This is a genomic window from Paracoccus zhejiangensis (assembly GCF_002847445.1).
Classification (GTDB): domain Bacteria; phylum Pseudomonadota; class Alphaproteobacteria; order Rhodobacterales; family Rhodobacteraceae; genus Paracoccus; species Paracoccus zhejiangensis.
Genome location: NZ_CP025430.1, coordinates 2,284,027 through 2,302,199, shown reverse-complemented (window position 1 = coordinate 2,302,199; position 18,173 = coordinate 2,284,027). Strand labels below are relative to the sequence as shown.

Annotated in this window: 14 protein-coding genes; 10 read left to right on the top strand and 4 right to left on the bottom strand. The window is 63.3% G+C overall.

From position 1 onward, the window contains the following. The first annotated feature begins 60 nt into the window (after positions 1-60). Positions 61-1,329 (top strand): aromatic amino acid transport family protein, encoded by a 1,269-nt coding sequence (locus CX676_RS11135; protein WP_101752678.1) that lies wholly within the window; start codon positions 61-63, stop codon positions 1,327-1,329. Positions 1,330-1,404: 75 nt separating this feature from the next. Here CX676_RS11135 and ccrA read toward each other — a convergent pair whose 3' ends face one another. Next, positions 1,405-2,697, bottom strand: coding sequence for a crotonyl-CoA carboxylase/reductase (gene ccrA / locus CX676_RS11130; RefSeq protein WP_101752677.1), 1,293 nt, complete (start codon positions 2,695-2,697; stop codon positions 1,405-1,407). Between the two features lie 533 nt (positions 2,698-3,230). On the opposite strand from ccrA, the gene CX676_RS11125 reads away from it, so the two are divergent. The 3 genes from CX676_RS11125 to pnp all read left to right on the top strand — a co-directional run bounded on the left by CX676_RS11125 (position 3,231) and on the right by pnp (position 8,635). Further along, a complete protein-coding gene (locus CX676_RS11125) occupies positions 3,231-5,204 on the top strand; it encodes a protein meaA (protein ID WP_101754277.1) in 1,974 nt (657 codons plus the stop codon). Between the two features lie 252 nt (positions 5,205-5,456). Then, positions 5,457-6,260, top strand: coding sequence for a hypothetical protein (locus CX676_RS22555; protein ID WP_157935902.1), 804 nt, complete (start codon positions 5,457-5,459; stop codon positions 6,258-6,260). Between the two features lie 233 nt (positions 6,261-6,493). Continuing rightward, positions 6,494-8,635, top strand: a complete 2,142-nt coding sequence (gene pnp, locus CX676_RS11120; RefSeq protein WP_101752676.1) for a polyribonucleotide nucleotidyltransferase — start codon at positions 6,494-6,496, stop codon at positions 8,633-8,635. Positions 8,636-8,707: 72 nt separating this feature from the next. Here the strand turns inward: pnp and CX676_RS11115 are convergent, their stop codons facing one another. Genes CX676_RS11115 through CX676_RS11105 form a run of 3 tightly spaced genes read right to left on the bottom strand, consistent with a single transcriptional unit; the run spans position 8,708 to position 11,182 of the window. Next, positions 8,708-9,616, bottom strand: a complete 909-nt coding sequence (locus tag CX676_RS11115) for a glycosyltransferase family 8 protein (protein ID WP_101752675.1) — start codon at positions 9,614-9,616, stop codon at positions 8,708-8,710. A gap of 24 nt (positions 9,617-9,640) precedes the next feature. Beyond that, positions 9,641-10,516 carry a glycosyl transferase gene (locus CX676_RS11110; RefSeq protein ID WP_101752674.1) on the bottom strand — a complete coding sequence of 292 codons (876 nt, stop codon included), beginning with the start codon at positions 10,514-10,516 and terminating at the stop codon, positions 9,641-9,643. Positions 10,517-10,525: 9 nt separating this feature from the next. Further along, positions 10,526-11,182, bottom strand: coding sequence for a redoxin domain-containing protein (locus tag CX676_RS11105; protein ID WP_101752673.1), 657 nt, complete (start codon positions 11,180-11,182; stop codon positions 10,526-10,528). A 201-nt stretch (positions 11,183-11,383) separates the two neighbouring features. On the opposite strand from CX676_RS11105, the gene CX676_RS11100 reads away from it, so the two are divergent. From CX676_RS11100 to CX676_RS11075, 6 genes are all read left to right on the top strand, one after another. After that, a complete protein-coding gene (locus CX676_RS11100; protein ID WP_101752672.1) occupies positions 11,384-12,835 on the top strand; it encodes an aldehyde dehydrogenase family protein in 1,452 nt (483 codons plus the stop codon). A 57-nt stretch (positions 12,836-12,892) separates the two neighbouring features. After that, on the top strand, positions 12,893-13,261 hold the full coding sequence (locus CX676_RS11095; RefSeq protein WP_101752671.1) for a DUF488 domain-containing protein: 369 nt from the start codon (positions 12,893-12,895) through the stop codon (positions 13,259-13,261). Next, on the top strand, positions 13,258-14,205 hold the full coding sequence (locus CX676_RS11090; protein WP_101752670.1) for a DMT family transporter: 948 nt from the start codon (positions 13,258-13,260) through the stop codon (positions 14,203-14,205). The genes CX676_RS11095 and CX676_RS11090 overlap by 4 nt, the downstream gene beginning before the upstream one ends. Positions 14,206-14,319: 114 nt before the next feature. Further along, positions 14,320-16,305, top strand: a complete 1,986-nt coding sequence (locus CX676_RS11085) for an AMP-binding protein (RefSeq protein WP_101752669.1) — start codon at positions 14,320-14,322, stop codon at positions 16,303-16,305. Between the two features lie 5 nt (positions 16,306-16,310). Continuing rightward, positions 16,311-17,135: an ABC transporter ATP-binding protein gene (locus tag CX676_RS11080; protein ID WP_101754276.1), complete on the top strand. Its 825-nt coding sequence runs from the start codon at positions 16,311-16,313 to the stop codon at positions 17,133-17,135. 21 nt (positions 17,136-17,156) lie between these two features. Further along, the gene (locus CX676_RS11075) at positions 17,157-18,143 is read left to right on the top strand and encodes a branched-chain amino acid ABC transporter permease (RefSeq protein ID WP_198590353.1); all 987 of its coding nucleotides are present in this window, start codon (positions 17,157-17,159) and stop codon (positions 18,141-18,143) included. The last annotated feature ends 30 nt before the right edge of the window (positions 18,144-18,173 follow it).

Here is an 18,173-nt window from a genome sequence, read left to right as displayed (position 1 = left end):
AATGCGTGCTGCGCAACTTTTTGGATGTATCGTGGGCAGATGTAACGAGGGGGATAGACCATGAGCAATGCTACGCCGAGCGCGACCGGACCTGCGACCGATCGCCTGGCCTGGACGAAATACGACACCACCTGGATGTTGAGCCTGTTCGGCACCGCCGTCGGCGCCGGCATTCTGTTCCTGCCGATCAATGCCGGGATCGGTGGCTTCTGGCCCTTGGTCATCATGGCGCTGCTGATCGGGCCGATGACCTACCTGTCGCACCGGGCGCTGGCGCGCTTTGTCTGTTCCTCGGAAAACCCGGAGAATGACATCACCACGGTCGTCGCCCAGTATTTCGGCCCCGGTGCCGGACGGGCGATCACGCTGCTCTATTTCCTCGCCATCTATCCGATCGTACTGATCTATGGCGTCGGCATCACCAATACCGTCGGCAGCTTCATGGAGAACCAGTTGGGCATGGCCCCGCCGCCGCGCTGGCTGCTGTCGGGCATTCTGATCGCCGGGATGATGGGGGTGATGCTGGCCGGCCAGCGGGTCATGCTGATCGTGACCGAATGGCTGGTCTATCCGCTGGTGGCGATCCTGATCTTCCTGTCGCTCTACCTGGTGCCGCAGTGGAACCTGTCCTCGGTGCGCGAGGTGACGCCCATCGGCCTGTCACTGAAGACCATCTGGCTGACCATGCCGGTGCTGGTCTTTGCCTTCAACCATTCGCCGGCGATCTCGCAATTCGCCTGCGCGATGAAGCGCGACTATGGCCGCGACGCGAGCGAGAAATCCGACCAGATCCTGCGCCGCACCTCGATGATGCTGGTGGGCTTCGTGATGCTGTTCGTGTTTTCCTGCGTGCTGGCGCTGAGCCCGGGGCAGCTGGTCGAGGCCAAGGCGCAGAACCTGCCGATCCTCTCCTACCTGGCCAACGTGATGGAAAGCCCGTTCATCAGCTATTTCGGCCCGCTGGTCGCCTTTGTCGCCATCGTCTCGTCCTTTTTCGGCCATTACCTGGGCGCCAGCGAGGGGCTGCATGGCATCCTGCGCGGCAACGTCTTCCGCGATTCCGCGGCCATGCCGGACCGGACGCTTTACATGCTGATCGCCGGGTTCATCTTCTTCACCACCTGGGGCGTGGCGATCCTGAACCCGAGCATCCTCGGCATGATCGAGACGCTTGGCGGGCCGGTCATCGCGGCGATCCTGTACCTGATGCCGATGTATGCGATCCACAAGGTGCCGGCGCTGGCGAAATATCGCGGGAAGGCCTCGAACATCTTTGTCACCGCCGCCGGCCTCGTCGCGATCAGCGCGATCCTCTACGGGCTGTTCTGAACCCGGCGCATCGAGCACATGAAAACGGACGGTCCCGAGGGGCCGCCCGTTCTTCATTCCGGCCGCTCAGCGGGATCAGCGATTGCGGCCAGCCTCGAGCGCGTCCTCGAAGGTCCGAAGCCCGGTGATCGGGGCCTGAACCAGAACCGCCATGTTCCCCGGCTTGTGCTGGTTCTTGTACATCTTCGTATGCGCTGCCGGGATCTCGGCCCAGGGGAAGACCTCGGACATGCAGGGGTCCAGCCGGCGTTCTAGCATCAGCTTGTTGGCCGCCGAAGCCTGCTTCAGATGGGCGAAGTGGCTGCCCTGGATGCGCTTCTGGTGCATCCACAGGTACCGCACGTCGAAGGTGCAGTTGAAGCCCGTGGTGCCGGCGCAGATCACGACCATGCCGCCCTTCTTGCAGACCAGCGTCGAGACTGGGAAGGTCGCCTCGCCGGGATGCTCGAAGACGATGTCCACGTTGTTGCCCTTGCCGGTGATGGCCCAGATGGCAGCGCCGAACTTGCGCGCCTCGGTGAACCACTCCTTATATTCGGGCGTGTTCACCGTGGGCAATTGCCCCCAGCACTTGAACTCCTTGCGGTTGATGACGCCCTTGGCGCCAAGACCCATGACGAAGTCGCGCTTGTCCTCTTCCGAGATGACACCGATAGCATTGCCGCCAGCCGCATTGATCAGCTGGATGGCATAGGAGCCGAGGCCGCCAGAGGCCCCCCAGACCAGCACGTTCATGCCCGGCTTCAGCTCGTGCGGTTCATGCCCGAACAACATCCGGTAAGCGGTCGCCAGCGTCAGCGTGTAGCAGGCCGATTCTTCCCAGGTCAGGTGACGCGGGCGGGGCATCAGCTGCTGCGACTGGACGCGGGTGAACTGGGCGAAGGACCCGTCCGGCGTCTCGTAGCCCCAGATCCGCTGGGTCGGCGAATACATCGGGTCGCCGCCGTTGCATTCCTCGTCGTCGCCATCGTCCTGGTTGCAATGGATGACGACCTCGTCGCCGACCTTCCAGCGCTTGACCTTGTCGCCCACCGCCCAAACGATGCCCGAGGCATCCGAGCCGGCGATGTGATAGGGCTGCTTGTGCACGTCGAACATGCTGATCGGCTTGCCCAGACCCGCCCAGATGCCGTTGTAGTTGACGCCCGCCGCCATCACCAGGACCAGCACCTCGTTGCTGTCCAGCGTCGGCACGTCGACCACCTCCATCTGCATGGCCTGTTCCGGCTCGCCCTGACGCTCGCGCCGGATGGCCCAGGCATGCATCTGCTTCGGCACATAGCCAAGGGGCGGCATCTCGCCGATGTCGTAAAGATCCTTCTCGGGGGCCTCATAGGCAGCGATCGGGGTCGGGGCATCAAGGGCCATGGTTCTCTCCTGTCTCGTGCTGCGGCGCAGAATCGCAGCGGCATTGACGCCTTCGTAAGACGTGAAACGCAACAATGCAACAGTCCGAAGGTATAATTTGTAACTTTATGTCGCGTCCGATGGCGCGCTGCGCCCGGTTTCGTGCTGCGAGTGCAAAGGGTTCATTGGGTGAGTCAGACGCGGGTGAGGCTGTACCGCCCGCTCAGCTAGTGGATGGCAACACGCAGCACGACCTAGAGCGTGACAGCTGGCAGGTTTCCACAGTGCTTCTAACTTGATCCGGCTGCAGGAGCTGCTGTCCAGAGGTGAAGGCGTTCGTAGATCCTGGTCGGTCGTCCTTGCTTCTGACGACTTGCACGATCATTCAAAGTAACGGAACTGCAGCTGGGCTTCGGCTGGCGACATGAAGAAAGAACGTGCCGAAGGCGTCAGAAACCGGGAATTGCCGCAGCGCAGCGAATTGACAAGGTCAGGAAGTTTCGCATATCCCTTCCATCGAGTAACAAAGTTTCACGACGATGCAGGAGCCGGCGATGACCCAGACCGTGAGCCCGACCAAGGACAAACCCTGGCTGTTCCGCACCTATGCCGGCCATTCGACGGCCGCGAAGTCGAACGAGCTCTATCGCAGCAACCTCGCCAAGGGGCAGACCGGGCTTTCGGTCGCCTTCGACCTGCCCACCCAGACAGGCTATGACAGCGATCACGTTCTGGCGCGGGGCGAAGTGGGCAAGGTCGGCGTGCCGATCAGCCACCTGGGCGACATGAGGGCCCTGTTCGACCAGATCCCGCTGGAGCAGATGAACACTTCGATGACGATCAACGCGACGGCACCCTGGCTCTTGTCGCTCTATATCGCCGTGGCCGAGGAGCAGGGGGCCGATGTCTCGCAGTTACAGGGGACGGTGCAGAACGATCTGATCAAGGAATACCTGTCGCGCGGCACCTATATCTGCCCCCCGAAGCCCAGCCTCGCGATGATCACTGACGTGGCCGCCTATACGCGCGAGCACCTGCCGAAATGGAACCCGATGAATGTCTGTTCCTATCACCTGCAGGAGGCCGGGGCGACGCCGGAGCAGGAACTGGCCTATGCACTGGCGACCGGCATCGCGGTGCTGGACGACCTGAAGGCCAAGGTGCCGGCCGAGGGCTTCCCCGAGATGGTGGGTCGCATCAGCTTCTTCGTGAACGCGGGCATCCGCTTCGTCACCGAGATGTGCAAGATGCGCGCCTTTACCGAGCTTTGGGACGAGATCACCCGCGACCGCTATGGCATCACCGAAGAGAAATACCGCCGCTTCCGCTATGGCGTGCAGGTGAACAGCCTCGGACTGACCGAGCAGCAGCCGGAAAACAACGTCTACCGGATCCTCCTGGAAATGCTGGCCGTCACGCTCTCCAAGAACGCCCGCGCCCGCGCCGTGCAGCTGCCGGCCTGGAACGAGGCGCTTGGCCTGCCGCGCCCGTGGGATCAGCAATGGTCGCTGAGAATGCAGCAGATCGTCGCCTATGAGACTGACCTCTTGGAATATGGCGATCTCTTCGACGGCAACCCGGTGATCGCGGCCAAGGTCGAGGCGCTGAAGGATGGCGCGCGCGCCGAACTGGCGACGCTGGACGGCATGGGCGGGGCCATCGCCGCCATCGACTACATGAAGTCGCGGCTGGTCGAGGCCAATGCCGAGCGGCTGAACCGGATCGAGGCCAACGAGACCGTGGTGGTCGGCGTGAACCGCTGGCAGCAGGGCGAGGCCTCGCCGCTGACGGCGGGCGATGGCGGCATCATGGTCGTCGATCCGGCGGTCGAGCAGGAGCAGATCGCGCGGCTTCGGGACTGGCGCGATGGCCGTGACGAGGCGGCCGTGAAGGCCGCGCTCGAGGCGCTGCGGGCGGCGGCGGCGAGCGGCGAGAATGTCATGCCCCATTCCATTGCCGCAGCAAAAGCCGGTGTGACCACGGGCGAATGGGCCGGGGTGATGCGGCAGGTTCATGGCGAATATCGCGGCCCGACCGGCGTGTCGGCGGCGCCCTCGAACAAGACCGAGGGGCTGGAGGACATTCGCGAGGCGGTGAACGCGGTCAGCACACGGCTGGGGCGACGGCTGAAATTCGTGGTGGGCAAGCCGGGTCTCGATGGGCATTCCAACGGCGCCGAGCAGATCGCCTTCCGCGCCCGCGACTGTGGCATGGACATCACCTACGAGGGCATCCGCCTGACCCCCGAGCAGATCGTGGCGCGGGCGCGCGCGGACGAGGCCCATGTGGTCGGCCTCTCGATCCTCTCGGGCAGCCATCTGCCGCTGATCGAGGAGCTGATGGAGCAGATGCGGGCCGCCGGGATGAGCCATGTCCCGGTGATCGTTGGCGGCATCATCCCCGACGAGGATGCGCGGCGGCTGTTGGGCATGGGCGTCACGCGGGTCTATACGCCGAAGGATTTCCAGCTGAACAGCATCATGATGGATATCGTGACGCTGGTAGAGCCGGGGGCAGCGGCGGCGTGAACCACGGTCCTTTGACTGAGGCGCGTCCGTGCCGAAAGGCGCTGGCATCTGCATGTCTCACAACGGCTGCGCACGGAGCTGTTGTTTAGAGGGTCGTGCTGGCACCGGGTCAGGCAGGAACGCGAGAATTCGTAACTCGTAGCCTGTGCAGACGGAGCACAGCGCTTGGAGGGCAACAAGCATTGTAGGTTGTAGCTGGCTGCGCCGAACACTAACTTGCCTGAAAAATGGTCCTAAGTCGGAGTCGCCAATTTGGCTAAGAACAAAAACATGACTAAGAAGCGGTTGGATGAATTCTTGGCCGCGCTTCGAAGCGTAGGGGGAAGCTCCGGAAATGGAAGTTTGCGAGCGAACCTAAATTGGGACGAAGAGTTTTATTGGAAGGTTCAAGGTCACCTAATTGAGACCGGAAAAGTTACTGCTGGGAGGGGGCGCGGCGGTACGGTCCGCATCTCCGAAGCAATTGCTGAGGAGATAGAGATTAAGTCGGACGACGAAACACTGGCGGCGGAGAAAAATTTTGAAGCCGTAACTGAGCGCGATTTGTACGCGCCACTGTATGAAGCAATCGAGAGTAGATGGATTAATAGATTTGGTCTCGACGAAGCGGTTGTCGCGGAGACTCACTCTCGTGGCTCTAAGGAGACTGGCGGGACCTACACTCGACCAGACATAACAGCAGTAGGTATTCGTCGATATGTCTATCTTCCCAAGAGGCTGGAGGTTGTCACTTTTGAAGTAAAGCCCGCAAATAACATAACGATTATGGGAGTTCTTGAAGCGATTGCGCACCGTGAAGCGGCGCACCGCTCCTATGTTGTATATGCGGCTTCGGCTGACAGTTTCGAAGGTGCAATTGAGAGTGAGCGGATATTGCAGATGGCCCAAAAATACGGGGTCGGAGTTGTGATAGTTGAAGACCCTGGAGAGGTCGGTACATGGGATATTCTAGTCGACGCGATACGGCACGAACCGGACCCCGTTCGACTCGATCGTTTTCTTGGCGATCTACCGAGTGACCACATGAAGAAGCAGCTATCTAAGTGGAAAGAGTAGTGCAGATTTTCGAGATTTGAACGGAACATTATCTCGGCAAATGGACAAGTAGCCCGGTGTGTATGCTCCGATCCCCCTTCCCACACCCCCGCTTTTCCTGTAAACGCCCCCAATCTGTGACGTAGCGCCCGGCCCCGGGGCGACGCTTAAGGATTCGGGGCGCGAAGGGTGGCAATGGGGCCGCCATATGAACGGCGCGGCCAGAGGGCTGGTGCGCGCCTAGAGGAAACAAGATGTTTGATGAAGTGAAAAAATCGATCCAGTGGGGCCAGGAAACGCTCACGCTGGAGACGGGCAAGGTTGCGCGTCAGGCCGACGGCAGCGTCATCGCCACCCTGGGCGAGACCAGCGTCATGGCCAACGTGACCTTCGCCAAGGAACCCAAGCCGGGGCAGGATTTCTTCCCGCTGACCGTGCACTACCAGGAAAAATACTATGCCGCCGGCAAGGTGCCCGGCGGGTTCTTCAAGCGCGAGGCGCGGCCGACCGAAAAGGAAACGCTGACCGCCCGCCTGATCGACCGTCCCTGCCGTCCGCTGTTTGTCAAGGGCTTCAAGAACGAAGTCCTGGTGATGTGCACCGTGCTGTCTCACGACCTGGTCAATGACCCGGATATCGTGGCGATGATCGCGGCCTCGGCGGCGCTGACCATTTCCGGCGTGCCCTTCATGGGTCCGATCGGTGCGGCGCGCGTCGGCTTCGCCAATGGCGAATATGTTCTGAACCCGGAAGTTCAGGACATGGACCAGCTGCGCAACAACCCCGAGCAGCGTCTCGATCTGGTTGTCGCCGGCACCAAGGACGCGGTGATGATGGTCGAATCGGAAGCCTATGAGCTGACCGAGGAAGAGATGCTGGGCGCGGTCAAGTTCGGCCACGAGCAGATGCAGCCGGTCATCGACCTGATCATCGACTTCGCCGAAGACGCCGCGAAAGAGCCTTTCGACTATCAGGCGCCGGATTACAGCGCGCTGTATGCTCGGGTGAAGGGTCTGGGCGAGACCGGCATGCGGGCCGCCTATGCCATCAAGGACAAGGGTGAGCGTCGCGATGCCATTCAGGCCGTGCGCGAAACCATCGTCGCCGGACTTAACGAGGACGAGCTGGCCGACGCCAATCTGGGTTCGGCCCTGAAGAAGCTGGAATCGGCGATCCTGCGCGGTGACATCATCTCGGGTGGCGCCCGCATCGACGGTCGCGACACCAAGACCGTCCGCGGCATCGACGCCGAGGTTGGCTTCCTGCCGCGCACCCACGGCTCGGCCCTGTTCACCCGCGGTGAAACTCAGGCGCTGGTCGTGACCACGCTGGGCACCGGCGATGACGAACAGATCATCGACGCCCTGCACGGCAATTTCCGCTCGAACTTCCTGCTGCACTACAACTTCCCGCCCTATTCGGTCGGCGAGGTTGGCCGCGTGGGTTCGCCCGGACGTCGCGAGATCGGCCATGGCAAGCTGGCCTGGCGTGCGCTGCAGGCGGTTCTGCCGGCGGCGACCGACTTCCCCTATACCATCCGCGTTGTCAGCGAGATCACCGAGTCGAACGGCTCGTCCTCGATGGCTTCGGTCTGCGGCGGTTCGCTGTCGATGATGGATGCGGGCGTGCCGCTGAAGGCGCCGGTTGCCGGCGTGGCAATGGGCCTGATCCTGGAAGATGACGGCAAATACGCGGTCCTGACCGACATCCTGGGTGATGAAGATCACCTGGGCGACATGGACTTCAAGGTTGCCGGCACCGCCGAGGGCATCACCTCGCTGCAGATGGACATCAAGGTTGCGGGCATCACGCCGGCGATCATGGAGCAGGCCCTGGCGCAAGCCAAGGACGGCCGGATGCACATCCTGGGCGAGATGGCCCATGCCCTGACCGAAGGTCGCCGCGAGTTCTCGGCCCATGCCCCGCGCATCGAGACCATGTCCATCCCGACCGACAAGATCCGTGAAGTGATCGGCTCGGGCGGCAAGGTCATCCGCGAGATCGTCGAGGTTTCGGGTGCCAAGGTCGACATCAACGACGACGGCGTCATCAAGATCGCCTCGGCCAATGCCGATTCGATCAAGAAGGCCTATGACATGATCTATTCGATCGTGGCCGAGCCGGAGGAAGGCCATGTCTACACCGGCAAGGTGGTGAAGCTGGTCGATTTCGGCGCCTTCGTGAACTTCTTCGGCAAGCGCGACGGTCTCGTGCATGTCAGCCAGATCGCCAACAAGCGTCTGGGCCATCCTTCGGAAGTGCTGAAGGAAGGTCAGGAAGTGAAGGTCAAGCTGCTGGGCTTCGACGACCGTGGCAAGGTGCGCCTTGGCATGAAGATGGTTGACCAGGAGACCGGCGAAGAGATCGCCGAGAAGAAGGAAGAAACCGCCGAGTGATCGGTTGTTTCTGACCAGATAGGAAGCCCCGGCCTGAGCGCCGGGGCTTTTTAGTTGGCGATGCCGTCGGCTTCAGGGTGCGAGGTCGGGGAATGCGGTGATGAAGCTGCCGAGTTCCCTGCGATAGCGAAGAACCGCCCGCGCGCGTGCCGACCACAGATCATAGCGCGGCGCTTTCCACGGCTTCTTCGGGCCGTGGTAATGGATGATCGCGTCGGGCAGGTCGCGGGTTTCCTCGACCTCACCTCCCAGCTTCTTGGCAAAGCGCCGCTGCGCCGGGCTGCGCTGCCAGGACGAGTTCCAGGCGGGGTTCAGCAGATGCGTCCGACCCGAGAACAGGAAATTCAGATGGTCCTGATCGCCCCAGTCCGTCGCGGTCGCGGCGGCGACATCCTCCAGCCGCGCTTGCAGGTCGGGCTCGGCCCGGATGGCATCGCAATCCATCAAGAGGACGCCGGAGTTGAAATAGCCACGCGGGTCCATGTGCTTTTCCAGCGCCGCAAGACGCTGCCTGCGGCGGTCGTTCAGCCGGCCTCCCGCCAGCCATTCCGCGGTCACATAGTCCCGCGCGGCACCGATGCGTTCGCCGGGTAACAGCGGCAAATCGAACAGGGGTGCTACATCGCCCGTGATCAGCGTGTCGCCGTCGATATAGAGCACGCGACCCGACAGATGGCGCGGGATGAACAGTCGCCCCATCGCGGCGGCCGAGATATGCGCGGCGGGACTTCCGGCCCCTGCCAGTTCGGTCGGGTCGATGGCGCGAGACTGCAGGGATGCCTTGCCGCCGGTCTCAGCCACGCGGTGAACGGCCTGCCAGTCCGCGTCGCCAAGACCGTCTCCCCAGAGATGCAGATCAGCGGGGCACGACAGGTGACGCAGCAGGCTCCAGATCGCGACCAAGGTAGGACGCAGCAATCCCCGATCGGTGACGAAGACGATCTGGCAGGCGGGCGGGCTGGTTGTCGTGGTGGCAGTCATGGCGCCCTTATCCGGTGAAATGCTCTAGGGGGTCAGCGAGTCATCAAGGGGATAGCCCAAGCCAAGCAGCGCCGAAACCGGCGAGGCGCAGGTGATCGCGATATCGCGCCGTGCTGCCGCCTCGCGTGCCAATCCGAACCCCGCCAGGATCCGCTCGATCCCCGCCGAAAGGCCTGAGGGTGCAGTATCGGTGCCCTCGTAAAACCGCGGTTCGGCGTCATTGGTCAGGTCGATCCCGGCCAACAGTATCTGCCGGGGCGCGGCAGCCAGTGCGAACTGCACGGCCGAGAAAGCCACCGTGCCGGTGATCACCACGCCTTGATCGGGGGCCAGCGACAGCGCGCCGCGATGGCCGCGCAGCACGATGTCGCGCAGTGCCGGGGCCGAGAGCGGGCGGCGGGGACCTCCAAGCGGGCGCTCGAGGTTTTCGATCAGGGCGATCGGGCGGTTTTCCAGTGAACCCGGGTCGCGCTCGGCCCAGGCCCGGATGGCGGCTGGCGACAGAAGCAGCGGGATGTCGCGGGGCAGGGCGGCCAGCATGGCGTGGTGGCGGAAGACAAAGCGCTCGTCCTCGACCGCGACGGCGAGCGGACGGATGCGGTCCGTCAGACTTGCGGCGCCGTTGCACAGGATGGCGGTGCCATCCCCAAGCGCCTCGATCCGCTGGTTCTTCAGCGAGGGGCCGGAGCCGACCGCGGCAATCAGCGGCAGGTTTGCCGGGATCATCGCGGCGGGTGCGGTCAGAGTGAACAGCAACCGTCCGCGCCAAGTGACGCCGCCGCTGGCGCGGTCGATGGCGAGACCCGGCCAGAGATCCTGGCGATGGGCGCGGCTGCGCCCCATCGCCTGAAACCCCAGCCGGATCAGCTTTCGCGACAGTGGCCGGTCAGAGCGGGCCACGACCGGCGATCAGGCCGGGTCCTTGGCAAAGCGCAGATAGGGCAGCTTCTTGTCGAGCGCGCCATATTTCGCCTCGGCGGCGGCATCGTCCAGTGCCAGTGCCACGATGACATCCTGACCCGGCACCCAGTTCGCGGGCGTCGCCAGCGGCACTCCGTCGGTCTTGCGCACCGCGTCGAGCGCGCGCAGGATCTCGGCGAAGTTGCGGCCGATGGACATGGGATAGGTCATGGTCAGCCGGACCTTCTTGTCCGGACCGATGATGAAGACGCTGCGCACGGTGGCCGAATGCGCCGGCGTCCGGCCCTCGGTCGGCAGGTAGTAATCGGCCGGCAGCATGTCATAAGCCTTTGCCACGGTCAGCGAGCTGTCATCGATGATGGCGAAATTCGCCGGAACGCCGGCGACGCTTTCGATGTCGTGCTTCCATTTGCCGTGATCCTCGACCGAATCGACCGAAACGCCGATGACCTTGGTGCCACGCGCCTCGAATTCCGGCACCAGCTGCGCCACGGCGCTGAATTCGGTGGTGCAGACCGGGGTGAAATCGCGCGGATGACTGAAGATGATGCCATAGCTGTCGCCCAGCCAGTCGTGGAAATGGATCTCGCCTTCGGTCGAATCGGCGGTGAAATCGGGGGCGATGTCGTTGATGCGCAGGGACATGCGGAGTCCTTTCGGATTGGGTGCCTGATGGGAACATAGGCGAGAACGCGGGAAATGCCAGCCCTATTTCACGACTATACATGTCGTGATTAATCGAACGGCTGATTGATTGCAGATCGGGCAATCTGCCGGGCGGATCGGCCTTGAAGGTGGAAAAGCCCGGTGTCAGGTTCACAGACAACCGCAAGACAGGAGGGCGACATGGCCGAGCTTCAGGACAAGCGCAAATTCTATATCAATGGCGAATGGGTGAACCCCGCCCGCGCCGCCGATCTCGAGGTCATCGACCCGACGACGGAAGAGCCGGTGGCGATCATCAGCCTCGGCGATGAGGCCGATACCAATGCCGCCGTGGCCGCCGCCAAGGCTGCCTTCCCGGCCTGGTCGGCCACCCCGCCGGCCGAGCGTCTGGCACTGGTCGAGAAACTGCTGGAGATCTACAAGCGCCGCAACAAGGACATGGCGCTGGCGATCAGTGCCGAGATGGGCGCCCCCGCCGACATGTCCGAGGGCGACCAGGCGCAGGCCGGCAGCTTCCACATCGAGACCTTCATCGACGCCTTCCGCAATTTCGAGTTCATCCGCCCGCTTGGCGCCCATGCGCCCTCGAGCATGGTGGCCTGGGAGCCGATCGGCGTGGTCGGGCTGATCACGCCGTGGAACTGGCCGATGAACCAGGTGGCGCTGAAGGTGACGCCGGCGCTGCTGGCCGGCAATACCGTGGTGCTGAAGCCGTCCGAGATCGCGCCGCTGAGCTCGATCGTCTTTACCGAGATGGTCGACGAGGCCGGGTTCCCGCCGGGCGTCTTCAACATGGTCAACGGTGACGGTCTGGGTGTCGGCACTCAGCTCTCGACCCATCCCGACGTGGACATGATCAGCTTCACCGGCTCGACCCGCGCCGGCATCGCCATCACCAAGGCGGCGGCCGATACGGTGAAGAAGGTGGCGCTGGAACTGGGCGGCAAGGGCGCGAACCTGGTCTTTGCCGATGCCGACGAGAAGGCGGTGACGCGCGGCGTGCGCCATGTCTTTTACAACAGCGGCCAGTCCTGCAACGCGCCGACCCGGATGCTGGTCGAACGCTCAGCCTATGACAAGGCGGTGGAAGTGGCGGCCAAGGTGGCTGCAGAGACGCCGGTTGGATCGGCCCATGAACCGGGCCGCCATATCGGGCCGGTGGTCAGCAAACAGCAATGGGAGAAGATCCAGGGGCTGATCCAGCAGGGTATCGACGAGGGCGCGCGGCTGGTGGCCGGCGGTCCGGGTCTGCCCGAGGGGGTGAACCGGGGCTATTTCGTCCGCCCGACGGTCTTTGCCGATGTGAACAACGACATGACCATCGCCCGGCAGGAGATCTTTGGCCCGGTGCTGACCATCATCCCCTTCGACAGTGAAGATGAGGCGGTCGGCATCGCCAATGACACGATCTATGGTCTGACCAATTACGTCCAGACGCAGGACGGCGCACGGCGCAACCGGCTGGCACGCAAGCTGCGCTCGGGCATGGTCGAGATGAACGGCATCGGCCGCGGCCGGGGCTCGGCGTTTGGCGGGGTCAAGGCCTCGGGCCGGGCACGCGAGGGCGGCGTGGCCGGGCTGGAAGAGTTCATGGACAGCAAGGCGATCTCGGGCTGGGACCAGGACGCGTGAAGAAGCGGGGGGCTTTGCGCCCCCCGCACCCCCCGCAGGATATTTAAGCCAGGTGAAATGGGTGAGATTCCGGCCTCGCATGTGCGGTTGAAGCGCGCTTATGACCCTGTCTCACCGGATGATGGTACGCGGATTCTGGTGGATCGGCTGTGGCCGCGCGGGGTCAGCAAGACGCGGGCGGCGCTGAGCGACTGGATGAAGGACATCGCGCCCAGCACCGCCTTGCGCGAATGGTTCGGCCATGAGCCGGCGAAATGGGCCGAGTTCCAGACCCGCTACCGTGCCGAGTTGCAGGGCCATCAGGCCGAACTGGATCAGCTGCGCGATCTGGCGCGGAAAGGCGTGGTCACGCTGGTCTATGGCGCGCGCGACCGGCTGCATAACGAGGCGGTGGTGCTGCGCGACGTGCTTCTGGCTCAATCATGAGCGGCATGGGCGCGGGCATCCTGTGGATGATGGCCTGCCTTGCCTCGTTCATCGGCATGGCCATCGGCTCGCGCGAGCTGGCCGATACCATGTCCATCGCGCAGATCCTGGTCATCCGCTCGCTGGTCGGACTGGTCGTGGTGCTGATCCTGGCGCGGCATCTTCTGCCCGAGCTTCGGCAGATGCGCGACTTCCGCCTGCATGGGCTGCGCAACCTGGTGCATTTCGGCGCGCAATATTGCTGGACGCTCGGCGTGGCGCTGATGCCCCTGGCCGAGGTCTTTGCGCTGGAATTCACCATGCCGATCTGGGTGGCGATCTTTGCCTGGGCCGCCTTGGGCGAGCGCATCGGCCGGCCGCGGATCATCGCCATGGCCGTCAGCTTCATCGGCGTCTTGATCGTGCTGCGCCCCGGTGCCGCGATCATCGATCCGGCAGCCTTTGTGGTGTTGCTGGCGGCGGCGGGCTATGGCGCCTCGACGGTTTTTGTCAAACGGCTGACCCGCAACTCCTCGCCGCAGATCATTGTTGTCTGGATGGTGCTGATGCAATTGCCGATGGGGCTGGCGCTGCTGGCGCTGCGCGGCGGCTGGGTGGCGCCGGGCTGGGGTGATCTGCCATGGATGCTGATGGTCGGCATCACCGCGCTGACGGCGCATTACACCATGGCGCAGGCCTTGCGGGTCATGGATGCCTCGATTGCCATTCCCATAGATTTCCTGCGCGTGCCGCTGATCGCGGTGATTGGCTGGCTGCTTCATGACGAGCCGATCAGCGCCGCCGTCTTCATCGGTGCCATCATCATCTTCACCGCGAATTTCACCGCCATGCGCAGCGAGGCCCGCAATCGCCGGGCCGAGGTCGTGCTGGCCGAGACCGGCGCGGACATTGCCGCAGGGGCCGTCATCGCCAGCGAAACCGGGACGCCGGAAACCCGCCGCTAGGTCGGTCTGTCGCAGAATTGCGGCTGTAACATTTCGTTGGATTTCCGAAAAACTGGGGCAATGATTGGCGGCGAAGTTCCGCAACAAGGAACGCGACGCGACTGGGGAGGACGTATGACGGACCGGCAATCGCCTGCGGGCGAGGCAGAATCGATCCCTGCGCTTCTGGCGCGGAACGCGGCCCGTCTTGGTGGCCGGCCAGCCTATCGTGAAAAAGAATTCGGGGTCTGGCAAAGCTGGACCTGGGCCGAGGCCGCCGAAGAGGTGCGCGCCATCGCGCTGGGTTTCCTCGTTCTGGGCCTGAAACCCGGCGATCATGTCGCCGTCATCGGCCGCAACCGTCCCGCCCATTACTGGTCCATGATCGCGGCGCAGATGTGTGGCGCCGTTCCCGTGCCGCTCTATCAGGACGCGGTGGCCGAAGAGATGGCCTATGTGCTGGGGCATAGCGGCGCGCGCTTTGTCGTCTGCGGCGATCAGGAGCAGGTGGACAAGGTGCTCGAGGTGCAGTCGATGCCCGATGCGCCGAAAACCATCGAGCAGATCGTCTATACCGACAAGCGCGGGATGCGGAAATACGACCATTCCCACATGAACGCGCTGGCCGATGTGCAGGCCGAGGGCTGCGCCGCCGAGACCCGTCTGGGGCCGGAACTGGATGCCCGCATTGCTGGCCTCGGCTATGACGACACCTGCGTCATGCTCTATACCAGCGGCACGACCGGCAAGCCCAAGGGCGTGGTCCTGTCCTATCGCAACATCATCGAGACCTCGAAGAACACTGCCGATTTCGACCATCTGACCGAGGGCGAGGAGGTTCTGGCCTATCTGCCGATGGCCTGGGTCGGTGATTTCATCTTCTCGATGGGTCAGGCGATCTGGTCGGGCTTCACCGTCAACTGCCCCGAGGGCGCGCATACGATGATGACCGACCTGCGCGAGATTGGGCCGACCTATTTCTTCGCCCCGCCGCGCGTCTTCGAAGGCCAGCTGACCAATGTGATGATCCGCATGGAGGATGCCGGCCGGTTCAAGAAATGGTTGTTCGACCATTACATGAAGGTCGCGCGCCGCGTCGGCCCGGCTATCCTTGATGGCGAGACCGTGGGCTTCGGCGACCGGCTGGCCTATGCGCTTGGCAATCTCTTCGTCTACGGCCCGCTGAAGAACACGCTGGGGTATTCGCGCATCCGCGTCGGCTATACGGCGGGCGAGGCGATCGGGCCCGAGATCTTCGATTTCTACCGCAGCCTCGGGATCAACCTGAAGCAGCTTTACGGCCAGACCGAGGCCTCGGTCTTCATCACCCAGCAGCCCGACGGGCAGGTGCGCTCGGATACGGTGGGCGTGCCCTCGCCGGGGGTGGAGTTGAAGATCGCCGAGAATGGCGAGGTCTTCTATCGCAGCCCGGGCACTTTCGTCGAATATTACAACAATCCCGACAGCACCGCCTCGACCAAGGATGCCGAGGGCTGGGTGGCCACGGGCGATGCTGGCTTCTTCGAGGAGGGGACCGGGCATCTCAGGATCATCGATCGCGCCAAGGACGTGGGCAAGATGGCCGATGGCCGGATGTTCGCGCCCAAATATGTCGAGAACAAGCTGAAGTTCTATCCCAACATCCTCGAGGCCGTGGTGATCGGCAATGGCCGCGACTTCTGCACCGCGATGATCAACATCGATCTGGGCGCCGTCGGGAACTGGGCCGAGCGCAACAACATCGCCTATGCCAGTTACCAGGAACTGGCCGCCCATCCGCAGGTCTATGCGACGATCAAGAGCCATGTCGAGGAGGTGAACCGCTCGGTGGCCGAGGACCCGATGCTGTCGGGCTGCCAGATCCATCGCTTCCTCGTGCTGCACAAGGAACTGGACCCCGATGATGGCGAGATGACCCGCACCCGCAAGGTCCGCCGTTCAGTCATCAACGAGAAATTCGCCGATCTGGTCAGCGCGCTCTATGACGGCTCGCCGACGGTCTATACCGAGACCGAGGTTACCTATGAGGACGGTCGCAAGGGCCATATCAAGGCGACGCTGCAGATCGAGGATGCGCAGGTCTTTGGCGAGGCCCTGCAGCAGAAGGTGGCGGCGGAATGACCGGGATGCAGACGAATACAGCCGCCGAGGGCTATGTGACCGCCGATGGCCGCCAGATCGGCGGCGTGCTGATGGACCTCAAGGGTATCACCCTGCGCTTTGGCGGCGTCGAGGCGATCAAGAACATCAGCTTCGACATCCGGCAGGGCGAGATCCGGGCGATCATCGGGCCGAACGGTGCCGGCAAATCCTCGATGCTGAACGTCATCTCGGGCTTCTATGTCCCGCAGGAAGGCGAGGTCTGGTTCAAGGGCGAGAAGCGCGGGCCGATGAAACCCTACGAGGTCGCGCGGCTTGGCATTGCGCGCACCTTCCAGAACATCGCGCTGTTCGATGGCATGTCGGTCTTGGACAATATCATGACCGGGCGGCTGAACCGGATGAAGGCCGGTTTCCTCAGCCAGGCGATCTGGTGGGGCGCGGCCGAGCGCGAGGAGATCGAGAACCGCGCGGCGGTCGAGCGGATCATCGACTTTCTGGAGATCCAGAACATCCGCAAGACGCCGGTGGGCCGGCTGCCTTACGGGTTGAAGAAGCGGGTGGAACTTGCCCGCGCTCTGGCGGCCGAGCCGGGCCTTCTGCTTCTGGATGAGCCGATGGCCGGGATGAATGTCGAGGAGAAGGAGGACATGTCCCGCTTCATCCTCGACGTGAACGACGAATTCGGCACCACCATCGCGCTGATCGAGCATGACATGGGCGTGGTCATGGACCTCTCGGACCGGGTGGTGGTCATGGATTACGGCCGCAAGATCGGCGACGGCACCCCGGACGAGGTGCGCAACAATCAGGAAGTCATCGATGCCTATCTGGGGGTCGCCCATGACTGACGCGAAAAACCGGAGGGCTGCCTGATGGACCAGTTGATCTTTGCATCCGAGGTGCTGGTGAACGGTCTGATGACCGGGGTGATGTATTCGCTGGTCGCGCTTGGCTTCGTGCTGATCTACAAGGCCTCGGGCGTGTTCAACTATGCGCAAGGCGTGATGGCCCTCTTCGCGGCGCTGACGCTGGTCGGCATCCAGCAGGGGCAGGTGCCCTTCGCCCATCTGATCAATGCCATGTTCGGCACGCATCTCGAGCATTTCGGCTGGACCGTGCCCTCGGTGCTGGCGATCCTGCTGACCGCCGTGGTGATGATCGGGCTGGCCTGGCTGATCGAGAAGCTGGTGCTTCAGCATCTGGTTGGGCAGGAGCCGATCATCCTGTTCATGGCGACGATCGGCCTGGCCTATTTCCTCGAAGGCTTCGGCGACGTGATGTGGGGCGCCGATATCAAGACGCTGGATGTCGGGCTACCTCAGGGGATTTCCGACACGGTCGAGGCGACCACGGCGGAGTGGTTCGGCTATGGCTATTTCATCGACCGGCTGGACATCTGGGCAACGATCATCGCGGCGATCCTGGTGGCGGCGCTGGTCGCGTTCTCGCAATATACCAAGCAGGGCCGGGCCATGCGCGCGGTGGCCGATGACCATCAGGCGGCGCTGTCGGTGGGCATCAGCCTGCAATTCATCTGGATCATGGTCTGGTCGATCGCCGGTTTCGTGGCGCTGGTCGCGGGGATCATGTGGGGTACCAAGTCGGGCGTGCAGTTCAGCCTGTCGCTGATCGCGCTGAAGGCGCTGCCGGTCCTGATGCTGGGCGGCTTCACCTCGATCCCCGGCGCCATTGTCGGCGGGCTGATCGTCGGCGTCGGCGAGAAGCTGTTCGAGTTCTTCATCGGCCCGCTGGTCGGCGGAGCGACCGAGAACTGGTTCGCCTATGTGCTGGCGCTTTTGTTCCTCGTCTTTCGGCCGCAGGGCCTGTTCGGCGAGAAGATCATCGAGCGGGTGTGACGATGCAAAGGATCGATGCCTCCGGCGGGG